General features: G+C 57.6%; 18 protein-coding genes. 7 read left to right on the plus strand and 11 right to left on the minus strand.

Annotated features, from left to right (window positions below):
* Positions 1–30 precede the first annotated feature (30 nt).
* Entirely contained in the window at positions 31–3,933 is a 3,903-nt protein-coding gene (hrpA, locus tag DD597_RS12330; RefSeq protein WP_129256233.1) for an ATP-dependent RNA helicase HrpA, read from the minus strand.
* A gap of 203 nt (positions 3,934–4,136) precedes the next feature.
* Here hrpA and azoR point away from each other — a divergent pair, with 203 nt between their 5' ends.
* Both azoR and DD597_RS12340 read left to right on the plus strand, forming a co-directional pair.
* Positions 4,137–4,742, plus strand: coding sequence for an FMN-dependent NADH-azoreductase (azoR, locus tag DD597_RS12335; RefSeq protein WP_023324612.1), 606 nt, complete (start codon positions 4,137–4,139; stop codon positions 4,740–4,742).
* A gap of 90 nt (positions 4,743–4,832) precedes the next feature.
* On the plus strand, positions 4,833–5,519 hold the full coding sequence (locus DD597_RS12340) for an RluA family pseudouridine synthase (RefSeq protein ID WP_003857299.1): 687 nt from the start codon (positions 4,833–4,835) through the stop codon (positions 5,517–5,519).
* A 7-nt stretch (positions 5,520–5,526) separates the two neighbouring features.
* Here the strand turns inward: DD597_RS12340 and DD597_RS12345 are convergent, their stop codons facing one another.
* Complete coding sequence (locus tag DD597_RS12345) at positions 5,527–6,066, minus strand: DUF2058 domain-containing protein (protein ID WP_129256234.1); 540 nt, start codon at positions 6,064–6,066, stop codon at positions 5,527–5,529.
* A 168-nt stretch (positions 6,067–6,234) separates the two neighbouring features.
* On the opposite strand from DD597_RS12345, the gene DD597_RS12350 reads away from it, so the two are divergent.
* Together DD597_RS12350 and DD597_RS12355 are read left to right on the plus strand one after the other, a co-directional pair.
* The gene (locus DD597_RS12350) at positions 6,235–7,239 is read left to right on the plus strand and encodes a DUF1852 domain-containing protein (protein WP_032610219.1); all 1,005 of its coding nucleotides are present in this window, start codon (positions 6,235–6,237) and stop codon (positions 7,237–7,239) included.
* Positions 7,236–8,264: a methionine synthase gene (locus DD597_RS12355; protein ID WP_003857302.1), complete on the plus strand. Its 1,029-nt coding sequence runs from the start codon at positions 7,236–7,238 to the stop codon at positions 8,262–8,264. Before DD597_RS12350 ends, DD597_RS12355 begins: the two co-directional genes overlap by 4 nt.
* Positions 8,265–8,267: 3 nt before the next feature.
* On the opposite strand, the gene DD597_RS12360 is transcribed toward DD597_RS12355, so the two are convergent.
* Positions 8,268–9,200, minus strand: coding sequence for a LysR family transcriptional regulator (locus DD597_RS12360; protein WP_003857303.1), 933 nt, complete (start codon positions 9,198–9,200; stop codon positions 8,268–8,270).
* Between the two features lie 98 nt (positions 9,201–9,298).
* On the opposite strand from DD597_RS12360, the gene DD597_RS12365 reads away from it, so the two are divergent.
* Positions 9,299–9,733: a DMT family transporter gene (locus DD597_RS12365; protein ID WP_003857304.1), complete on the plus strand. Its 435-nt coding sequence runs from the start codon at positions 9,299–9,301 to the stop codon at positions 9,731–9,733.
* 4 nt (positions 9,734–9,737) lie between these two features.
* The gene (locus DD597_RS12370) at positions 9,738–10,196 is read left to right on the plus strand and encodes a DMT family transporter (protein ID WP_023314104.1); all 459 of its coding nucleotides are present in this window, start codon (positions 9,738–9,740) and stop codon (positions 10,194–10,196) included.
* Here DD597_RS12370 and DD597_RS12375 read toward each other — a convergent pair.
* Genes DD597_RS12375 through DD597_RS12410 form a run of 8 tightly spaced genes read right to left on the minus strand, consistent with a single transcriptional unit; the run spans position 10,193 to position 16,073 of the window.
* On the minus strand, positions 10,193–10,726 hold the full coding sequence (locus DD597_RS12375; RefSeq protein ID WP_023314103.1) for a DUF3833 domain-containing protein: 534 nt from the start codon (positions 10,724–10,726) through the stop codon (positions 10,193–10,195). The genes DD597_RS12370 and DD597_RS12375 overlap by 4 nt on opposite strands.
* On the minus strand, positions 10,723–11,247 hold the full coding sequence (locus DD597_RS12380; protein ID WP_023314102.1) for a hypothetical protein: 525 nt from the start codon (positions 11,245–11,247) through the stop codon (positions 10,723–10,725). The genes DD597_RS12375 and DD597_RS12380 overlap by 4 nt, the downstream gene beginning before the upstream one ends.
* The gene (locus DD597_RS12385; protein ID WP_003857308.1) at positions 11,244–11,729 is read right to left on the minus strand and encodes a DUF2878 domain-containing protein; all 486 of its coding nucleotides are present in this window, start codon (positions 11,727–11,729) and stop codon (positions 11,244–11,246) included. The genes DD597_RS12380 and DD597_RS12385 overlap by 4 nt, the downstream gene beginning before the upstream one ends.
* The gene (locus DD597_RS12390; protein WP_003857310.1) at positions 11,726–12,946 is read right to left on the minus strand and encodes a cyclopropane-fatty-acyl-phospholipid synthase family protein; all 1,221 of its coding nucleotides are present in this window, start codon (positions 12,944–12,946) and stop codon (positions 11,726–11,728) included. Before DD597_RS12390 ends, DD597_RS12385 begins: the two co-directional genes overlap by 4 nt.
* Positions 12,943–13,665, minus strand: coding sequence for a DUF1365 domain-containing protein (locus DD597_RS12395; protein ID WP_129256235.1), 723 nt, complete (start codon positions 13,663–13,665; stop codon positions 12,943–12,945). The genes DD597_RS12390 and DD597_RS12395 overlap by 4 nt, the downstream gene beginning before the upstream one ends.
* Before the next feature lies 1 nt (position 13,666).
* Positions 13,667–14,926 carry an NAD(P)/FAD-dependent oxidoreductase gene (locus DD597_RS12400; RefSeq protein WP_129256236.1) on the minus strand — a complete coding sequence of 420 codons (1,260 nt, stop codon included), beginning with the start codon at positions 14,924–14,926 and terminating at the stop codon, positions 13,667–13,669.
* Positions 14,923–15,642, minus strand: coding sequence for an SDR family NAD(P)-dependent oxidoreductase (locus tag DD597_RS12405; RefSeq protein WP_129256237.1), 720 nt, complete (start codon positions 15,640–15,642; stop codon positions 14,923–14,925). The genes DD597_RS12400 and DD597_RS12405 overlap by 4 nt, the downstream gene beginning before the upstream one ends.
* Positions 15,639–16,073, minus strand: a complete 435-nt coding sequence (locus DD597_RS12410) for a nuclear transport factor 2 family protein (RefSeq protein ID WP_129256238.1) — start codon at positions 16,071–16,073, stop codon at positions 15,639–15,641. Before DD597_RS12410 ends, DD597_RS12405 begins: the two co-directional genes overlap by 4 nt.
* Before the next feature lie 259 nt (positions 16,074–16,332).
* On the opposite strand from DD597_RS12410, the gene DD597_RS12415 reads away from it, so the two are divergent.
* The gene (locus tag DD597_RS12415) at positions 16,333–16,530 is read left to right on the plus strand and encodes a hypothetical protein (RefSeq protein ID WP_003857318.1); all 198 of its coding nucleotides are present in this window, start codon (positions 16,333–16,335) and stop codon (positions 16,528–16,530) included.
* Position 16,531 lies beyond the last annotated feature (1 nt).

Consider the following 16,531-nt stretch of genomic DNA (forward strand, 5'->3'; position numbering starts at 1 on the left):
CGGTAAGCGCAGCGCCACCGGGCAACGGTTTTAGCCGGAGATCTGCTCCATCGCCTGCAAGATACGCTTATCCGAAATCGGATACGGCGTACCGAGCTGCTGGGCAAAGAAGCTGACGCGAAGCTCCTCGATCATCCAGCGGATCTCCCGCACGTCGTCGTCATCGCGACGCGCTGGCGGCAGTTTGTTGAGCCACTGCTGCCACGCCTGCTGCACGTTTTCGACTTTCAGCATCTGCGCGCGATCGCGATGCGGATCGACCGCCATTTTCTCCAGACGCTTCTCAATCGCCTGCAAATAACGCAGCGTATCGCCCAGACGCTTAAAGCCGTTGCCGGTCACAAAGCCGCGATACACCAGCCCCGCCATCTGCGCCTTCACGTCCGACAGCCCCAGGGCCATGGTCATATCCACCCGACCCTTCAGGCGCTTGTTGATATTGAACACGGCGGTAAGGATCTGCTCGACCTGTTTGGCAATCTCCACCACGGTGTCGTTCAGCTCCGCGCGCACCTTTTCATGAAGCTGAGCAAAGCCCTCTTCCGTCCAGACCGGACCGCCCGCCTCGTGGATCAGCTTATCCACACCGCAGGAGATGCAGTCGTCGATCAGATCCAGCACCTTACCGTACGGGTTAAAGTAGAGCCCCAGCTTGGCTTTGTTCGGCAGCTTCTCGTGCAGATACTTAATCGGCGACGGGATGTTAAGCAGAAGCAGTCGACGCAGCCCGCGCCACATCATCTGCTGTTGTTCCTGCGGATTGTCAAAGAGCTTAATCGCCACGCTATCGCGCTCGTCCACCAACGCAGGCCAGGCTTTAACCTTATAGTTTCCGCGCTTCTGCTCATAGCTTTCCGGAAGCTGACCAAAGCTCCAGATGTGCAGCCCGCTCTGCTCGATACCGTCGTCCGCCACGGCAGACAGGGTTTCCTGCACTTTGCCCTTCAGGGCGTCCTTCAGTTCCGAAAGCGAGCGGCCTTCCAGCAGCTTTTTGTTTTTATCGTCCACCACGCGGAAGGTGATTTTCAGGTGATCGGGCACCTGATCCCAGTTCCAGTCGTCGCGGTCGATGGTGGTCCCGGTCATGCGTCGGAACTCACGCTCCAGCGCGTCCAGCAGCGGCAGCTCCAGCGGCGTGACGCGGCCCAAAAACGCTTCGGCGTAGTTCGGCGCCGGCACAAAGTTACGCCGCACCGGTTTAGGCAGGGATTTGATTAATGCAATGACAAGCTCGCGGCGCAGGCCGGGAATTTGCCACTCAAACCCGCTCTCGTCGACCTGATTTAAAAGCGGCAGCGGAATATGAACGGTCACGCCGTCCGCGTCGGCCCCTGGCTCAAACTGATAGGTCAGACGCAGCTTGAGGTTGCGCTGATGCCAGAAGTTCGGGTAGTCGAGCTTGCTGACCGACTCCGCGCCCTCTTTGATCAGCATGCTCTTTTCGAAGTTGAGCAGGTCCGGGGTCTCTTTGCTGGCTTTCTTCCACCAGCTGTCGAAATGGCGCGCCGAGATCACATCGTGGCTGATGCGCTGGTCGTAAAACTCAAACAGCGTCTCGTCGTCCACCAGAATGTCGCGGCGGCGGGACTTGTGCTCAAGCTCTTCCACCTCGGCGCGCAGCTTCAGGTTTTCGCGGAAGAACGCATGACGCGTCTGCCAGTCGCCCTCCACCAGCGCATGGCGGATAAACAGCTCGCGACTCAGCGCCGGATCGATCTGGCTGTAGTTAACCTTACGCGCGGCCACCACCGGCAGGCCGTAGACGGTGACTTTTTCCGTCGCCATCACCGCGCCCTGCCCGCGCTCCCAGTGCGGCTCGCTGTATGAGCGTTTCAGCAGGTGCTGCGCCACCGGCTCAACCCACTCCGGATCGATACGCGCGGCGATACGCCCCCACAGACGGCTGGTTTCCACCAGCTCGGCGACCATGGTCCACTTCGGCGGCTTTTTAAACAACCCGGAGCCCGGGAAGATGGAGAAACGCGCGTTGCGTGCGCCGGTAAATTCCTGTTTATCCGCATCCTTCATCCCGATATGGGACAGCAGGCCGGTCAGCAAGGCGATATGAATTTCGCGGTACTCCGCCGGTTCACTGTTGACCGGAATGCCCAGCTCTTTTACCACCTGGCGCAGCTGGGTATAGATATCCTGCCACTCGCGCACGCGCAGGTAGTTGAGGAAATCCACCCGGCACTGACGGCGGAACTGATTTGAAGAGAGCGTTTTTTGCTGCTCGCCCAGGTAGTTCCACAGATTCACAAAGGCCAGGAAATCAGACTCTTTATCGTGGAAGCGACGGTGTTTTTCATCCGACGCCTGCTGTTTGTCCATTGGGCGCTCGCGCGGATCCTGAATGGAGAGCGCCGAGGTGATGATCATCGCCTCGCGCACGCAGCCGTGTTTTTGCGCCTCCAGCACCATGCGCGCCAGACGCGGGTCGACCGGCAACTGGCTAAGCTGGCGGCCCAATGGCGTTAGCTTGTAGGCCGTCGCCTGCTCGTTGGTGGTGATGGCCCCCAGCTCTTCCAGCAGGCGCACCCCGTCCTGAATATTGCGTTTATCCGGCGCTTCCACAAACGGGAAGGCGGCGATATCGCCCAGCCCCAGCGCGGTCATTTGCAGGATAACGGATGCCAGGTTGGTCCGCAGAATTTCCGGATCGGTAAACTCCGGGCGCGACAGGAAATCGTCTTCCGAATAAAGACGAATACAGATCCCTTCCGACACGCGGCCGCAGCGGCCCTTACGCTGATTAGCCGACGCCTGGGAAACCGGCTCAATCGGCAGGCGCTGAACTTTGGTTCGGTAGCTGTAGCGGCTGATGCGCGCCGTACCCGGGTCGATCACGTATTTAATGCCCGGCACGGTGAGCGAGGTTTCGGCCACGTTGGTCGCCAGCACGATGCGGCGTCCGCTGTGCGGCTGGAACACGCGGTTCTGCTCACTGTTCGACAGGCGCGCGTACAGCGGCAGGATCTCGGTATGGCGCAGATCGCGTTTGCTGAGCGCATCGGCGGTATCGCGGATCTCGCGCTCGCCGCTCATGAAGATCAGAATGTCGCCAGAACTCTCGTTGCCCAGCTCGTCGACGGCATCGAAGATGGCCTGAAGCTGGTCGCGCTCGGTATCGTCCGCCTCTTCCACAATCGGGCGATAGCGCACTTCAACCGGGTAGGTTCGGCCTGAGACTTCAATGATCGGCGCATTGTTGAAATGTTTTGAGAAACGCTCCGGGTCAATGGTCGCAGAGGTGATGATGATTTTCAGATCCGGACGCCGGGGCAGCAGCTCTTTCAGGTAGCCGAGCAGGAAGTCGATGTTCAGGCTGCGCTCGTGCGCTTCATCGATGATGATGGTGTCGTACTGCATCAGCAGACGATCCTGCTGGATTTCCGCCAGCAGGATACCGTCGGTCATCAGCTTAACCATGGTGTTATCGCTGACGTGGTCGCTGAATCGCACCTTGTAGCCGATGCAGCCGCCCGGCTCCGTTTGCAGCTCTTCCGCAATACGGTTCGCCACGGTGCGCGCCGCCAGACGACGCGGCTGGGTGTGACCGATCAGCCCTTTCAACCCGCGGCCCAGCTCCATGCAGATTTTCGGCAACTGGGTGGTTTTACCTGAACCGGTTTCCCCCGCGACGATCACCACCTGGTGGTCGCGTACGGCCTCAAGAATGTCCTGTTTCTTCTGGCTGACGGGCAGGTTTTCCGGATAGGTAATCTCCGGGCGTGCGGCTTCACGCAGCACAACTTTCCCTGCCGCCTGTTCAATCTCTTTGGCCATTTCCTGGTAAATGGCCTGTTGTGCATCAGGATTTTTAACCTTCTTAACGCCGTGCAGACGGCGCGCAAACCGCTGTTTATCGCGCAGCATCAGTGAATCAAGCTTTTGCATCAGCATGGAGAAGGTCAATTTTTGGTGTTCTGTCATAGCGTTAACGGGCAGTGCACTGCCGGATAAAATCTCTTTTTAATGATTGCTATAGAGTACCACATCAGCGCTTTGCGCGCCTTATTCAAAAAATTCGAACATAGGCTTCGATATATTGCGCTATCCCTGTGGCAGGATTGTGAATAAAGTGTCAACAAGCAACGGGGCAACCCCCTCAATCAAATACAAAACAGGAATTTCCCATGAGCAAAGTATTAGTGTTGAAATCCAGTATTCTGGCAGGGTATTCACAGTCTGGTCAGCTGTCTGACTATTTCGTTGAACAGTGGCGTGAACAGCACAGCGCGGATGAAATCACCGTGCGTGACCTGGCGGCAAACCCAATTCCTGTGCTGGACGGCGAGCTGGTTGGCGCGCTGCGTCCGAGCGATGCGCCTCTTACCCCGCGTCAGCAGGAAGCCCTGGCGCTCTCCGACGAGCTGATTGCTGAGTTGCAGGCGCACGACGTTATCGTGATCAACGCCCCAATGTACAACTTCAACATTCCTACCCAGCTGAAGAACTACTTCGACCTGGTGGCGCGCGCTGGCGTAACCTTCCGTTACACCGAGAACGGCCCGGAAGGTCTGGTAAAAGGTAAACGCGCTATCGTCCTGACCAGCCGCGGCGGTATTCACAAAGATACCCCAACCGACCTGGTTGCGCCGTACATGACCCTGTTCCTCGGCTTCATCGGCATTACCGACGTGAACTTTGTGTTCGCTGAAGGTATCGCTTACGGCCCGGAAGTGGCTACCAAAGCGCAGTCCGACGCGAAAGCCGCTATCGACAGCCTGGTCGCTGCCTAAGATCTCCCCCTCTCACCGCCCGGTGGGAGGGTTTTTCTTTTCCTGCATATTTCGTTATCATCCGCACCCACTCTCCAGCCGGGCGGCCTGATGTCTGTCATTATCGATACGTTTATTGCACCACCCTGTCACGACGACATTGAGATCCTCTGGCAGGACGAGCATCTGCTGCTGATCAACAAACCTTCCGGCCTGCTCAGCCTGTCCGGGAAAAATCCGCAAAACCGCGATTCCGTCCACTACCGTCTGGTGCAAACCTTTCCCGGCTGCACGCTGGTGCATCGTCTTGATTTTGGCACTTCGGGTCTGATGGTCATTGCGCGTAACAAAGCGATTAACGCCGCGCTTTGCCACCAGTTCAGCCAGCGCGCCGTGAGCAAGGTTTACACCGCCCTGTTGTGCGGACATGTGGAACAGGACGAAGGGACCGTGGATGCCCCGATTGCCAAAGATCCGGCGCTGTTTCCGCTGATGACGATCTGTGCCCGCACAGGTAAGCCCGCTCGCTCCCGCTATCGGGTGATGGAACGTATTTATCAGGATACGACAATGCCATTGACGCGGGTAGAGCTTACCCCGGAGACCGGGCGCACCCACCAGCTGCGCATTCACTGCCAGCAGTTAGGCCACCCGATTCTGGGGTGCGATCTGTATGGTGGTCTGGAATGGCCGGGCGCGGAAGAAACGCCCCGGCTGATGCTGCATGCCAGCGTTCTGAATTTTATTCATCCGCTGAGCGGCGAGACGATAAACGCCTGTCACGCCGCGCCATTCTGAGCGGGGATTACCACATTAAATCGTCAGGGATTTTAAAGTCTGCGTACGGATCGTCTTCGTCCTGCTCTTCCTGACTCAGCGCGCTGTTAAGCACAATGCTGTCCGCATCGCGTTGGGCAATTTTATCCGCCACCACCGCCGGGATAATCGCGTAATCACAGTCGCCCTTCGCATTAATCACCAGTCGGGCAATCGCCAGACGGCCGTTGATCAGCTGGGTTTGCGTATGCTTATCGACCTCGATTTTTTTGATCAGGTTGCCGTCGGTAAAGTTAAAGGTAATGTTGCCCTTCGCCACGGTGATGCGGTTCATCTCAATCAGCTGCTTCACCTGCGCCCTGAACTCTTTTGCCAGCACCGCCTGTTTTTGCTGTTCGCTCAGCTGCTTATCACGCTCCAGCTGGGCTTTCTTGTTCTCTTCAACAGCCTCTCTCGCCTCGCGAGCCTGGACGCGGGATTTTTTCGCCGTGCGCTGGACCTTCGCCATCTTTTTACTGCTGACCAAGCCCGCTTTCAGCATCTGCTCTTGCAGGGTGAGTTTTGTCATGTTCGTTTAAACCGGTTGGAAATGTCGGGGGATTATACCTGAATCGCGCAGTTCATGAAGAACCCTCATGACGCAGTGAAATTAAGTCACTTCCCCTGCGCCAGTGGCTCAGGCATAAATTATGCATTGATAACGTTCCGGCAACATGAACTTAGGATGCATAACCAAATGAGTCAGGCTTTCACATTTACCCTTAAGCGCAGTTGCTTTGATGAAAATTATAACCCGTCAGAAAACACGCGTACCACCACCAACTTCGCCAACCTGGCGCGTGGCGAGAAGCGTCAGGAGAACCTGCGCAACACGCTGGTGATGATCAACAACCGCTTTAACGCGCTGGCGAGCTGGGATAACCCAAAGGCGGACCGCTATGCCGTCGAGCTGGAGATTATTTCAGTCGATATGAATATCGGCGGCGATTTTACCTTCCCGGCCATCGAAATTCTGCAAACGACGATTGTGGATAAAAAAACCCACGAGCGCATCGAAGGCATCGTCGGAAATAACTTCTCATCGTATGTTCGTGACTATGATTTCAGCGTCCTGCTGCTGGAGCATAATAAAGATCAACCCCGTTTTACCCTCCCCGAGAATTTTGGCGAGCTGCACGGCAATATCTTTAAAAGCTTCGTTCATTCTGCGGAATATCAGGCGAACTTCAAAAAAGCGCCGGTGATCTGCCTGAGCGTCTCCAGCAAAGACACCTATCGTCGTACCGGTAACCACCACCCGGTGCTGGGGTATGAGTACCAGCCGGACGGCGAGTCGCTAACGGAACAGTACTTCGCGAAGATGGGCCTGAAGGTTCGCTACTTCATGCCGGAAAACAGCGTCGCGCCTTTCGCCTTCTTCTTCACCGGCGATTTACTGCGTGATTACACCAATCTGGAGCTGATCGGCACCATCAGCACCATGGAGACGTTCCAGAAGATCTATCGACCGGAAATTTACAATGCCAATTCCGCTGCGGGACAGTGCTATCAGCCCGACCTGAATCAGCAGGATCACTCATTAACAAAAATCGTCTATGACCGCGAAGAGCGCAGCCGGCTGGCCATTGAACAGGGGAAATATACCGAAGAGCGGTTTATCAAACCCTACAAAACCCTTCTTGAGCAGTGGTCTCATCACTTCACGCTTTCATTTAATACGGATAAAAGGTTCTTCTCATGAAAACATTGCTCCCGACATCGACGGCTGGCAGCCTGCCGAAACCCACCTGGCTTGCGCAGCCGGAAACGCTCTGGTCGCCGTGGAAACTCCAGGACGAGGAATTACTTGCAGGGAAACAGGATGCGCTGCGTTTGTCTCTGGATGAACAGATTCGCGCCGGGATTGATATCGTCAGCGACGGGGAACAAACTCGCCAGCATTTCGTCACCACCTTTATTGAACATCTCAGCGGCGTGGATTTTGAGAACCGTCAGACGGTACGCATCCGTAACCGTTACGATGCGAGCGTGCCGACCGTGGTAGACGCGGTGGCGCGTCAGAAACCGGTGTTTGTTGACGACGCGAAATACCTGCGCCAGCTGACGGACAAGCCGATCAAGTGGGCGCTGCCCGGCCCGATGACCATGATCGACACGCTATACGATGCTCACTATAAAAGCCGTGAAAAGCTGGCCTGGGAGTTCGCAAAAATCCTTAATCAGGAAGCCCGCGAGCTGGAGGCGGCCGGTGTCGACATTATTCAGTTCGATGAACCTGCCTTTAACGTCTTTTTCGACGAGGTGAATGACTGGGGCATTGCCGCGCTGGAGCGCGCCATTGAAGGACTGAAATGCGAAACCGCGGTACATATCTGTTACGGGTACGGCATCAAAGCCAATACGGACTGGAAAAAGACGCTCGGCTCCGAGTGGCGCCAGTATGAAGAGGCGTTTCCTAAGTTGCAGACCTCAAAGATCGATATTATCTCGCTGGAGTGCCACAACTCACGCGTGCCGATGGATCTACTGGAGCTTATCCGTGGTAAAAAAGTGATGGTCGGGGCAATTGACGTCGCCACCCAGACCATCGAAACGCCTGAAGAGGTCGCCGATACGCTGCGCAAGGCGTTGCAGTTTGTTGATGCAGATAAGCTCTATCCGTCCACCAACTGCGGTATGGCTCCCCTTTCCCGCCAGGTCGCCAACGGTAAGCTGAAGGCGTTAAGCGCCGGGGCTGACATTATCCGTCGCGAGCTTGCCCGCTAACCTTCAGGTTTGCCAGTACAGCGGCGTACCGAATCGCTCAATATAGTAATCAATCACCGCCCTGACGTTCAGGGGCGGATGACGCGCGTTCGGGTAAATCGCCGCAATCGTCAATGGCTCCGTATTAATTGAACACTCCATTTCCGGCAGCAGTGCCACCAGCTCACCGCTTTTGAGTCGTTCGCTCACCATCCAGTCCGGGAAAAGCACAACGCCCATACCGCCCAGCGCCGCAATCAGGAGCGTTTCCGCGTTATTGGAAGTCATCAGCGGTACGATGGGATAGTGAACCCACGCCTCGCCCGGCTGTCGGATCAGCCAGCGGTTAGGCCCGGACGAGCCGCGGTAAACCAGACAGTGGTGAAGGCTGAGATCGTCCGGCCCCTCGGGCGCGCCATGTTTTTGCAGATAGTCCGGCGAGGCCGCCAGATGGTAGAACTGCTGACCAAACACCCGGGCGTGAAACGAGGAGTCCGTCAGCGCGCCGATGCGGAAGATAACGTCTGCGGCGTCACGGTGCGGATCGATAAAATCGTCGGTGAGGGTCAGTTCAATGGAGAGACGAGGGTAACGCGCCAGAAGCCCCGGCAGGCCAGGCGCGATGTGCCTCTGTCCGAAAAAGACCGGGCCATTGATACGCAGCGTGCCCGACGGCTCGCGGGCGCGTTCATCCAGCTCGCGTCGCGCGTCCTCCATATTCCCGGCCATCGCCCGGGCATAGCGCACAAAAAGATGCCCGCTCTCTGTGGGCATAATCGCCCGCGTGTTGCGGTAGAAAAGCTGTTGCCCGAGGGCGTCCTCAAGCTGGTGGATCACGCGTGAGACCTGCGACGCAGAAATCCCTTCCCGCCTCGCCACCACGGAGAAATTCTGCGTTTCATAAACATCGATGAAGATCAGCAGCGCGCGAATGCTGATATGTCCGGCATCTATCATTAATGCATTTCCTGCACAGGTGTTTCCTGCATTATGGCATTTTTCTCAATGATGTTCAGACGTAATCTTCACCGCCTGGAAAAAGGAGAAAAAGCATTATGCACATTATTTTAATTTTACTGGTGATTGCCGGTGGCATGGGGCTGTCCGTGGAAGCCGGGCTGCTGGGGCCGCTGGGCGCAGAGGTGGGCGACCTGTGGGCGGCGTTCAGCATATTTAGCGTGGGAACGGGGCTAACGTTTCTGCTGATGCTGTTTTTCAGCCCCCGCAACAGTCCCTCATTTTTTGCGCAGCCTTCATGGCACCTGTTGGGCGGCGTGCTCGGCCCGGTTTACGTCATCATTCTCACCATTGCCACGCCTGCGATCGGCATTGCCATGACGATGATCGGCATTCTGGCAGGCCAGGTTTTTAAAAGCCTGATTATTGACCACTATGGCCTGCTGGGTACGCCGCACCGCAGGATCGATACAAAACGCATTATTGCGCTGGGATTTATCATCGCCGCGCTCATTCTCGTGGCGCAGGGGTAACGTTATGACAGTGATTATGATTATTCTGGCGGTGATTGGCGGCGCAACGCTGAGCATTCAGGCTGCCATCAACGGGCAATTAGGCAGCAGCGTGGGGGTATTCAAAAGTGCGTTTCTGACGTTTTCCGTCGGCGCGCTGGTGACCGCCCTGCTGATCTTCTTTTTTGAGCCGAAACAGGCGGTCAGCCTGATGGATGTACCCAAATGGCAGCTTCTGGGCGCCCTGTGCGGCGTGCCCTATATCGTGATTATGGTGCTCGCGGTGCAGCGCATCGGGACCGCTGTTGCCACGGTAGCGGTTATCCTGGGCCAGCTGGCCATGAGCATGCTGATTGATAACTTTGGCTGGCTGAACAATGAAGCCATTCCGTTTTCAGTGAGCCGTTTCGGGGCCGTCGTCTGCCTGAGTATTGCGCTCTTCTTCATTTACTCAAGCAGTAAACTTCAGCCCGAAGAGAATTAACCGCCCTCTTTGCGGGTAAAGAACAGCGTCACCGTGGCGACGGTGACGCCAAATTTCTTCATCTCCGTTTTATTGAACAGACGGGTACTGTCCTGCAAATACATCCAGTCATCAAAGTGCAGCAGCCAGGTTTTGCCGTCCGCCTTCACGTTCATGCTGTAGCGCCAGTTAAGGGCATTGCCCGCCGCCTGGCCTGTCGCGACACCTTCTATGTCACCCGCCGTGCCTTCATAGCGATTCTGCCCAACGCGGCGGATATGCCAGACGCGCTGCTGCTTTTCGCCGTCATCGTAGACAAAATGCTCGTTCAGGGTCAGCGTATCGCCGATAACATCCCCGGCGATCTCGACGTGAAAACGGCGGATCTGCTTACCGCTGCGATCCTGCACCATCCCCCACGCCTCGGTTTTCCCCTGGAAGTAAGTAAAAATATCAAGCCGTGGCTGCTGCTGACGATACTCTGTCACCTCGGTGCTACATCCGGCCACCAGCATCGTCAGGGCAAGCGCCACTAGCAAGAAACGTTTCATTGTGCTCCTCCAGTTAACTGCTGACGCAGTTCAGGATATTCGGTGCGGGGATCGAGCCATATCGCCAGAAAGCGTGAGCTAAACGCTGCCGTCTGGCGTGGCCCGAGTGGCGTAAATTTTTTCTGCGACGCCGTGGGGCGATACCAGAATTGTCCCTGGCCGTTATTAACCACAAACGCGAGCTGCGTGCCGGGCGTGACGTCGGGCCAGAGCGTGGACAGCATGCGTAGCCAGGCTTCACTCTGCGGCTCCTGCTGCAAAATGCCCTGCGCCTGCCACTGGTCGCGGGTCGCCTCGACCAGGTCGTCACCATCGATGTCCCGGGCATAGGTGATAATCAGCGCATTATCGCCGTCTAATCCTGTATAGCTGCCGTCGGGCGTCAGAAGCTGAGAGGTATAGACGGTAAACGGCCCCCAGGTGAGGGTGGCGTCACCCACCTTGCGCCAGCTCAGCCAGTCTGCCGCCTGCACGGTACAGGTGAAGACGGATAACGCGAGCATCAGTACCAGATTTCTCATTGTTGTCTCCCCATCAACAGGTGGAAAAACAGCATCAGCACCAGCCAGCCGGGGAACATCCAGCTGACGACGATAAAGGTCGGCTCCTGAAACGTAATGGCCCCAAGATGCTCGCCGATCAGGTAGGCTACCGGTCCGCCCAGAGTCGCCAGCACCGTCAGCAACCATCCTGGCAAGGTGGTCGTGCGGGTCAGGTGCGTCCAGACGGTGGCAAACATTAGCCACAGCGCCACCATCCATAGCGGCATCAGGGACGCGCCTGTGAACGCAATCAGCCCCGTCAGCGCCCAGAGGGCGTCCAGCAGCGCACCCGACGCCGCCAGCACAAGGGCGTATACCCGGTGTGATGGCGGTAATAACAGCCAGGCAAGCACCGCCAGCGCGATCCAGATGACCAGCCCCTGCTCGCGAAACAGCACCACCAGCGTCCAGTAGAGATCAAAACCGATGGCCAACAGAAATACCTGCCCGTAACGCTTCATACGCGTTCCGCAGTCAACTGCACCACGCTGATGGTGCGGGCATTAAACCCGGCTTCACAGTAGCCGAGGTAGTACAGCCACATCCGCCGGAAACGGTCATCAAACCCGAGCTTTTCAATCTCCTGCCAGGCGTGAACGAAACGCTGACGCCAGTGCGCCAACGTGCGGGCGTAGTCCGGCCCCATATCGAAGAGATTACGCACCACAAAATCGGTATGGCGGGTCATCAGTTCATTCATGGCGGTGATGCTGGGCAAAAAGCCGCCGGGGAAGATGTAGCGCTGAATAAAATCGACGCTTTTGCTGTAGTCGCGATAGCGTTGATCCTGAATGGTGATGGCCTGAATCGCCATCCGCCCGCCTGGACGCAGACGCGCCTGACAGGTACGGAAAAACGTTGGCAGGTAGCGTTGGCCGACGGCTTCGATCATCTCAACCGAGACCAGTTTGTCGTAAACCCCGGTCAGATCGCGGTAGTCGCAAAGCAGCACCTCAACGCGATCCTGCAACCCTGCCCGGGCGATCCGCGCGGTGGCCCAGTGGTACTGCTCCTGCGACAGCGTGGTGGTGGTCACCCGACAGCCGTAGTGACGGGCGGCGTACTCCGCCATCGCCCCCCAGCCGGTGCCAATCTCCAGCAGATGATCGTTTGCCGTGAGCGCCAGCTGGTCGCACAGCCTGGCCATTTTCGCCTGCTGAGCCGCGTTCAAATCCTGCTCGTCCCCGTTAAACAGCGCGCTGGAGTACAGCAGGTCTTCATCAAGGAAATGGGCGTAGAAGGCGTTGCCCAGATCGTAATGGGCGGCAATATTTTCACGCGCCTGAGCGCGGGAGTTGCGCCGCATCCAGTGCCGTAGCCGCTCCACCGGTTTCCCGAGCAGGCGAAACCCTTTTTCCAGTTGCCCGAGGATTTGGCTATTACGTGCAATCAGCTCCAGCAGCGGCGTCAGATGGGGCGTCTCCCAGTCGCCATCCATCCACGCTTGTGCCGCGGCGAGGCTGCCCCCGGTTAAAATGCGCCAGTAGACGCCCGGAGCAAGTACCTGCACCTCAGCATGAAGCGCGGCGGAGGCGTCGCCGAACTGGAACGTCTGCGCGCCTTCACGCAGCGTCAGCGAGCCACCGCGCAGACCGTTCAGCAGGCGGAAGAGCAACCATCGCGCGACGCGGACGTTGCGCGGGATATCGGGTTCAAGCGCAAAGACGGGATCGGTCATGAGCGTTCACTCCTGCTGAGGGGATGGTTATGCAGCGGCACGCGCTTCAGCCACAGCCTGAGCGCCTGCCAGTAAATGGCGAAAACGGTTTTGAGGGTCATCAACGGGATCCGCGCCAGCAGCGAACGCAGCGCTGCGCGCGTCAGCGGCGCCCGGCGTAGCGTCAGGGTGGCATCAAACACCTTCGTCTCCTGATGGTTTTCGATATGCATGCGCAGCGTGCTGTCCGGGCTGTTGAAGCGCCAGTGGTAAACCATATCCATCGGATTAAAGGGCGAGACGTGAAACGCTTTCTGCGTCGGCGGGGCGTCCCGCCCCGCTACCGCGTAGTAATGTCGTTCATTCCACGGCGTGTTACGCACTTCGGCGAGAACCCAGCGCAGAGTGTCTTCGCCGTCATAGCAGTAGTAAAAATTGACCGGGTTGAAATGAAAACCGAAATAGCGCAGCTGAGTCAGAAGCATGACCCGCCCCGCCGGACGCTCGCCGGTCAGCTTTTCCAGACGCTCAAGGACGCGCTTTTTGAGCGGCGTGCCCAGCGGGTAGTCCGCATCATAAAATGCCGCGGGCGCAACGCGGTTACGACGCACGCCGACAGAGGGCAGCGCGTCCAGCTCATCGAGATCGAGCCACGCCATAAACACGCTATAGGTAAAATGGTGCGTTTTCGGCGCAAGCCGACGATGGCGCAATGTACCGTGGTAAAGGCAGCTGTTCATCTCAGTTGCCCTCCCCGGCCGCGATAGCGTTGACCACGTCCAGCGCACTGCGCACGCCATCTTCGTGGAAGCCGTTGTACCAGTACGCGCCGCAGAACCAGCTCCGATGGCGACCATTTATTTCGCCGCGCCGGGCCTGAGCTTGCCAGCTTTGCGGGTTAAAAAGCGGATGCTCATAGACAAAGCGGCGCAGCACATAGCGTTCTTCCACCGGCGTTTCCGGGTTGAGGGTGACGCAAAACAGCGGGCTACCCGGCGGCAGTCCCTGCAAGATATTCATGTTGTAGGTGACACAGGCGCTGGCCCGATCCTGCTCGCTGAGGCGGTAGTTCCAGCTGGCCCACGCGCGTTCGCGCACCGGCAGCCAGCGCGGATCGCGGTGAAGCACCACCTCGTTACGCTGCCAGCCGATATCACCCAGCACCTCACGTTCAGCCTGCGTTGGGCTGGCGAGCATCGCCAGCGCCTGAGCAGAGTGACAGGCGAAGATCACCTGATCGAAGGTATGAGTGACGCCTTCCCGCTCAATATCGACGCCACGATCGTGGCGAACAACCTTCTGAACCGGCGCGTTGAGGTGCAGCGTCAGGCGATCGCCAAGCTTGTCCATCATCGCGCGGATATACTCCCGGGAGCCGCCTGGCACGACGTACCACTGCGGACGATGGGTAATGTCCAGCAGACCGTGGTTTTCAAAAAAGCGTAAAAAGAGCGGCAGCGGAAAGCGTTTCATCTCCTGTATCGACGACGACCAGATAGCCGCCCCCATTGGCAGGATGTAGTGGCGCGCGAAAAAGGGCGTAAAGCGGTGCTGGCGCAGGAACGTTTCCAGCGTGGCGGATCCATCGACTTCGCCCCGGAGCGTCTGTTTCGCCAGCCGGTTAAAGCGCACGATCTCCTTCAGTAGCGTCCAGAAGGCAGGGTTCAGCAGATTACGACGCTGGGCGAACAGCGACGTCAGCGTGTGCCCGTTATACTCCAGCCCGCTCTGCGGGTTCTGCACCGAAAAGCTCATCTGCGTTTTTTGCCCGCTGATGCCCAGTTCGCTGAGCAGCCCCATGAAGCGCGGATAGGTGCGGTCGTTGTAGACGATAAAACCGGTATCGATGGCAAAGGTACCCTGGGGCGTGTCGACATCTACCGTTGCAGTATGGCCGCCCGGGGTGGCCTGCGCCTCAAACACCGTGATCTGATGATGTCCGGCGAGCCGCCAGGCACAGGTTAACCCGGCGATGCCGCTGCCGATAATTGCGATTTTCATGGTCGCACCATCCTGCGCAGCAGTGCGCGCTGAAGTACATCGGGCAGGCCGGAAAGCAGGCGCAGCGCCAGGCTGAACCCGGCGGGAAACGCGATGTGATCCTTCCCTTTTGCCAGACCGCGACGAATGGCGTGGACGGCGTCCCCCACGCTGACCCGGCCCGGCATCGGGAAATCGTTTTTGCGGGTCAGCGGCGTGTCGACAAAACCGGGTGAAACGACCGTGACGGCAATCCCTTTCGGTTCCCAGTCGAGGCGCAGCGTGTCGGCAAACCAGGTTAACGCCGCTTTAGAGGCCCCATAGGCTTCGGCTCGCGGGAAGTGAAGCCAGTGCGCCATCGAACTGACCAGCACCACGCGGTTGCCGGATACCAGTTGCGGCTGCAACGCCGCAAGGCAGTTTACCGGCCCCATGAAATTGGTGGTCATGACCCGCGCCACCAGCCCGGCATCCACCTCGCCGCGGTCGAGATACTCGCAGGTTCCGGCGCAGAGAATCACCGTGTCGGCAGCACAGTCCGCCAGCGCCTGGCGACAGGCGTCCCTGTCTGTCATATCGAACAGGCGCACCGTGATGTTGGGGCTGTGCTGATGCACAGCGGCCAGACGTTGCGCATCGCGCCCGCAGGCAATCACCCGGTAACCATCGTCGGCAAAAGATTTCGCCAGCCCCGCCCCGATGCCCGAGCTTGCGCCGGTGATCAGAACCGTTTTCATGATTTCACTCTCCGCTTCACGCCGCGTACGGCCCAGCCGAGTATCGGGAGATGTTCGTAAATCATCTCTCCGGCATCGTAGTAATCCCGCTGGCGAACAATGCGATCGTCGCGCATGCCTACCACGGAGCAGCCCGGCAGCTGTCGCACTGCACCCCGGGCAATACGCGGGTGCGACCAGTGCATCATCCAGGTGACCACAAAGCGATCGCCCTGCTGCAACGGCGCATCAACGGTAAAGCGACAGTGCTGGACGTTAGCCAGCAAGTGGGTGAAATAGCGCTGGATCGCGAACACCCCGCTATGTTCGCCAAAGGGATCGATAAGCGTGGCATCGGCGCGATAAATCCCCGCCAGCGCCGAAGGTGGCTGGGTATCCAGCGTGGCGTAGTAATCAACGAACCGACTGATGACGGACGGCAACGTGCTCATGGGTCACATCCTGGGTGTAAACAACGTAGCGAAATCGCATAATTTAAACTTACACAATTAACGTTATTTGTCCAAGTTTGCGCAGGTATATTTTTTATTCTTATTATTTTTCAAAGACCTGAAATGTTACCTCGCGCAACCATTTTGTGCATAAAGTTTAATTTCGCCGCCAGGCTGCCGTTTTTTTAGGGATAACCTTAAGGCAAAGGTGCCATTTATCTTCCAGACTTATCCTTTTAATTCATAAGGATGTCACGCGATGAAACATTTACTGATGACGCTCTTTTCCAGCCCGGAATCCTTGTTGCAGGTCATGAGTCACCAGGAAATTATCGAAGCCGTAGAGGATGGCGACCGCATCATCATCGATCAGGATGGAAACGCCTCGGTTAACTACAAAAGCCACGAGGTGCGGCAGGACTTTCTGCGCCATGTCAACGCGCTGAAGAGGGCCTGAA

The organism is Enterobacter cloacae complex sp. 677-3DZ2D5B, from assembly GCF_004136695.1.
GTDB lineage: Bacteria > Pseudomonadota > Gammaproteobacteria > Enterobacterales > Enterobacteriaceae > Enterobacter > Enterobacter hormaechei_C.

Coding starts and splice junctions, on each gene's coding strand:
- DD597_RS12405 (WP_129256237.1), bottom strand. CDS start 15,642: ATGAAAACGGTTCTGATCACCGGCGCAAGCTCGGGCATCGGGGCGGGG.
- DD597_RS12395 (WP_129256235.1), bottom strand. CDS start 13,665: ATGAACAGCTGCCTTTACCACGGTACATTGCGCCATCGTCGGCTTGCG.
- DD597_RS12360 (WP_003857303.1), bottom strand. CDS start 9,200: ATGATAGATGCCGGACATATCAGCATTCGCGCGCTGCTGATCTTCATC.
- DD597_RS12345 (WP_129256234.1), bottom strand. CDS start 6,066: ATGACAAAACTCACCCTGCAAGAGCAGATGCTGAAAGCGGGCTTGGTC.
- DD597_RS12410 (WP_129256238.1), bottom strand. CDS start 16,073: ATGAGCACGTTGCCGTCCGTCATCAGTCGGTTCGTTGATTACTACGCC.
- DD597_RS12340 (WP_003857299.1), top strand. CDS start 4,833: ATGTCTGTCATTATCGATACGTTTATTGCACCACCCTGTCACGACGAC.
- DD597_RS12415 (WP_003857318.1), top strand. CDS start 16,333: ATGAAACATTTACTGATGACGCTCTTTTCCAGCCCGGAATCCTTGTTG.
- DD597_RS12375 (WP_023314103.1), bottom strand. CDS start 10,726: ATGAAACGTTTCTTGCTAGTGGCGCTTGCCCTGACGATGCTGGTGGCC.
- azoR (WP_023324612.1), top strand. CDS start 4,137: ATGAGCAAAGTATTAGTGTTGAAATCCAGTATTCTGGCAGGGTATTCA.
- DD597_RS12370 (WP_023314104.1), top strand. CDS start 9,738: ATGACAGTGATTATGATTATTCTGGCGGTGATTGGCGGCGCAACGCTG.
- hrpA (WP_129256233.1), bottom strand. CDS start 3,933: ATGACAGAACACCAAAAATTGACCTTCTCCATGCTGATGCAAAAGCTT.
- DD597_RS12380 (WP_023314102.1), bottom strand. CDS start 11,247: ATGAGAAATCTGGTACTGATGCTCGCGTTATCCGTCTTCACCTGTACC.
- DD597_RS12365 (WP_003857304.1), top strand. CDS start 9,299: ATGCACATTATTTTAATTTTACTGGTGATTGCCGGTGGCATGGGGCTG.
- DD597_RS12385 (WP_003857308.1), bottom strand. CDS start 11,729: ATGAAGCGTTACGGGCAGGTATTTCTGTTGGCCATCGGTTTTGATCTC.
- DD597_RS12390 (WP_003857310.1), bottom strand. CDS start 12,946: ATGACCGATCCCGTCTTTGCGCTTGAACCCGATATCCCGCGCAACGTC.
- DD597_RS12355 (WP_003857302.1), top strand. CDS start 7,236: ATGAAAACATTGCTCCCGACATCGACGGCTGGCAGCCTGCCGAAACCC.
- DD597_RS12350 (WP_032610219.1), top strand. CDS start 6,235: ATGAGTCAGGCTTTCACATTTACCCTTAAGCGCAGTTGCTTTGATGAA.
- DD597_RS12400 (WP_129256236.1), bottom strand. CDS start 14,926: ATGAAAATCGCAATTATCGGCAGCGGCATCGCCGGGTTAACCTGTGCC.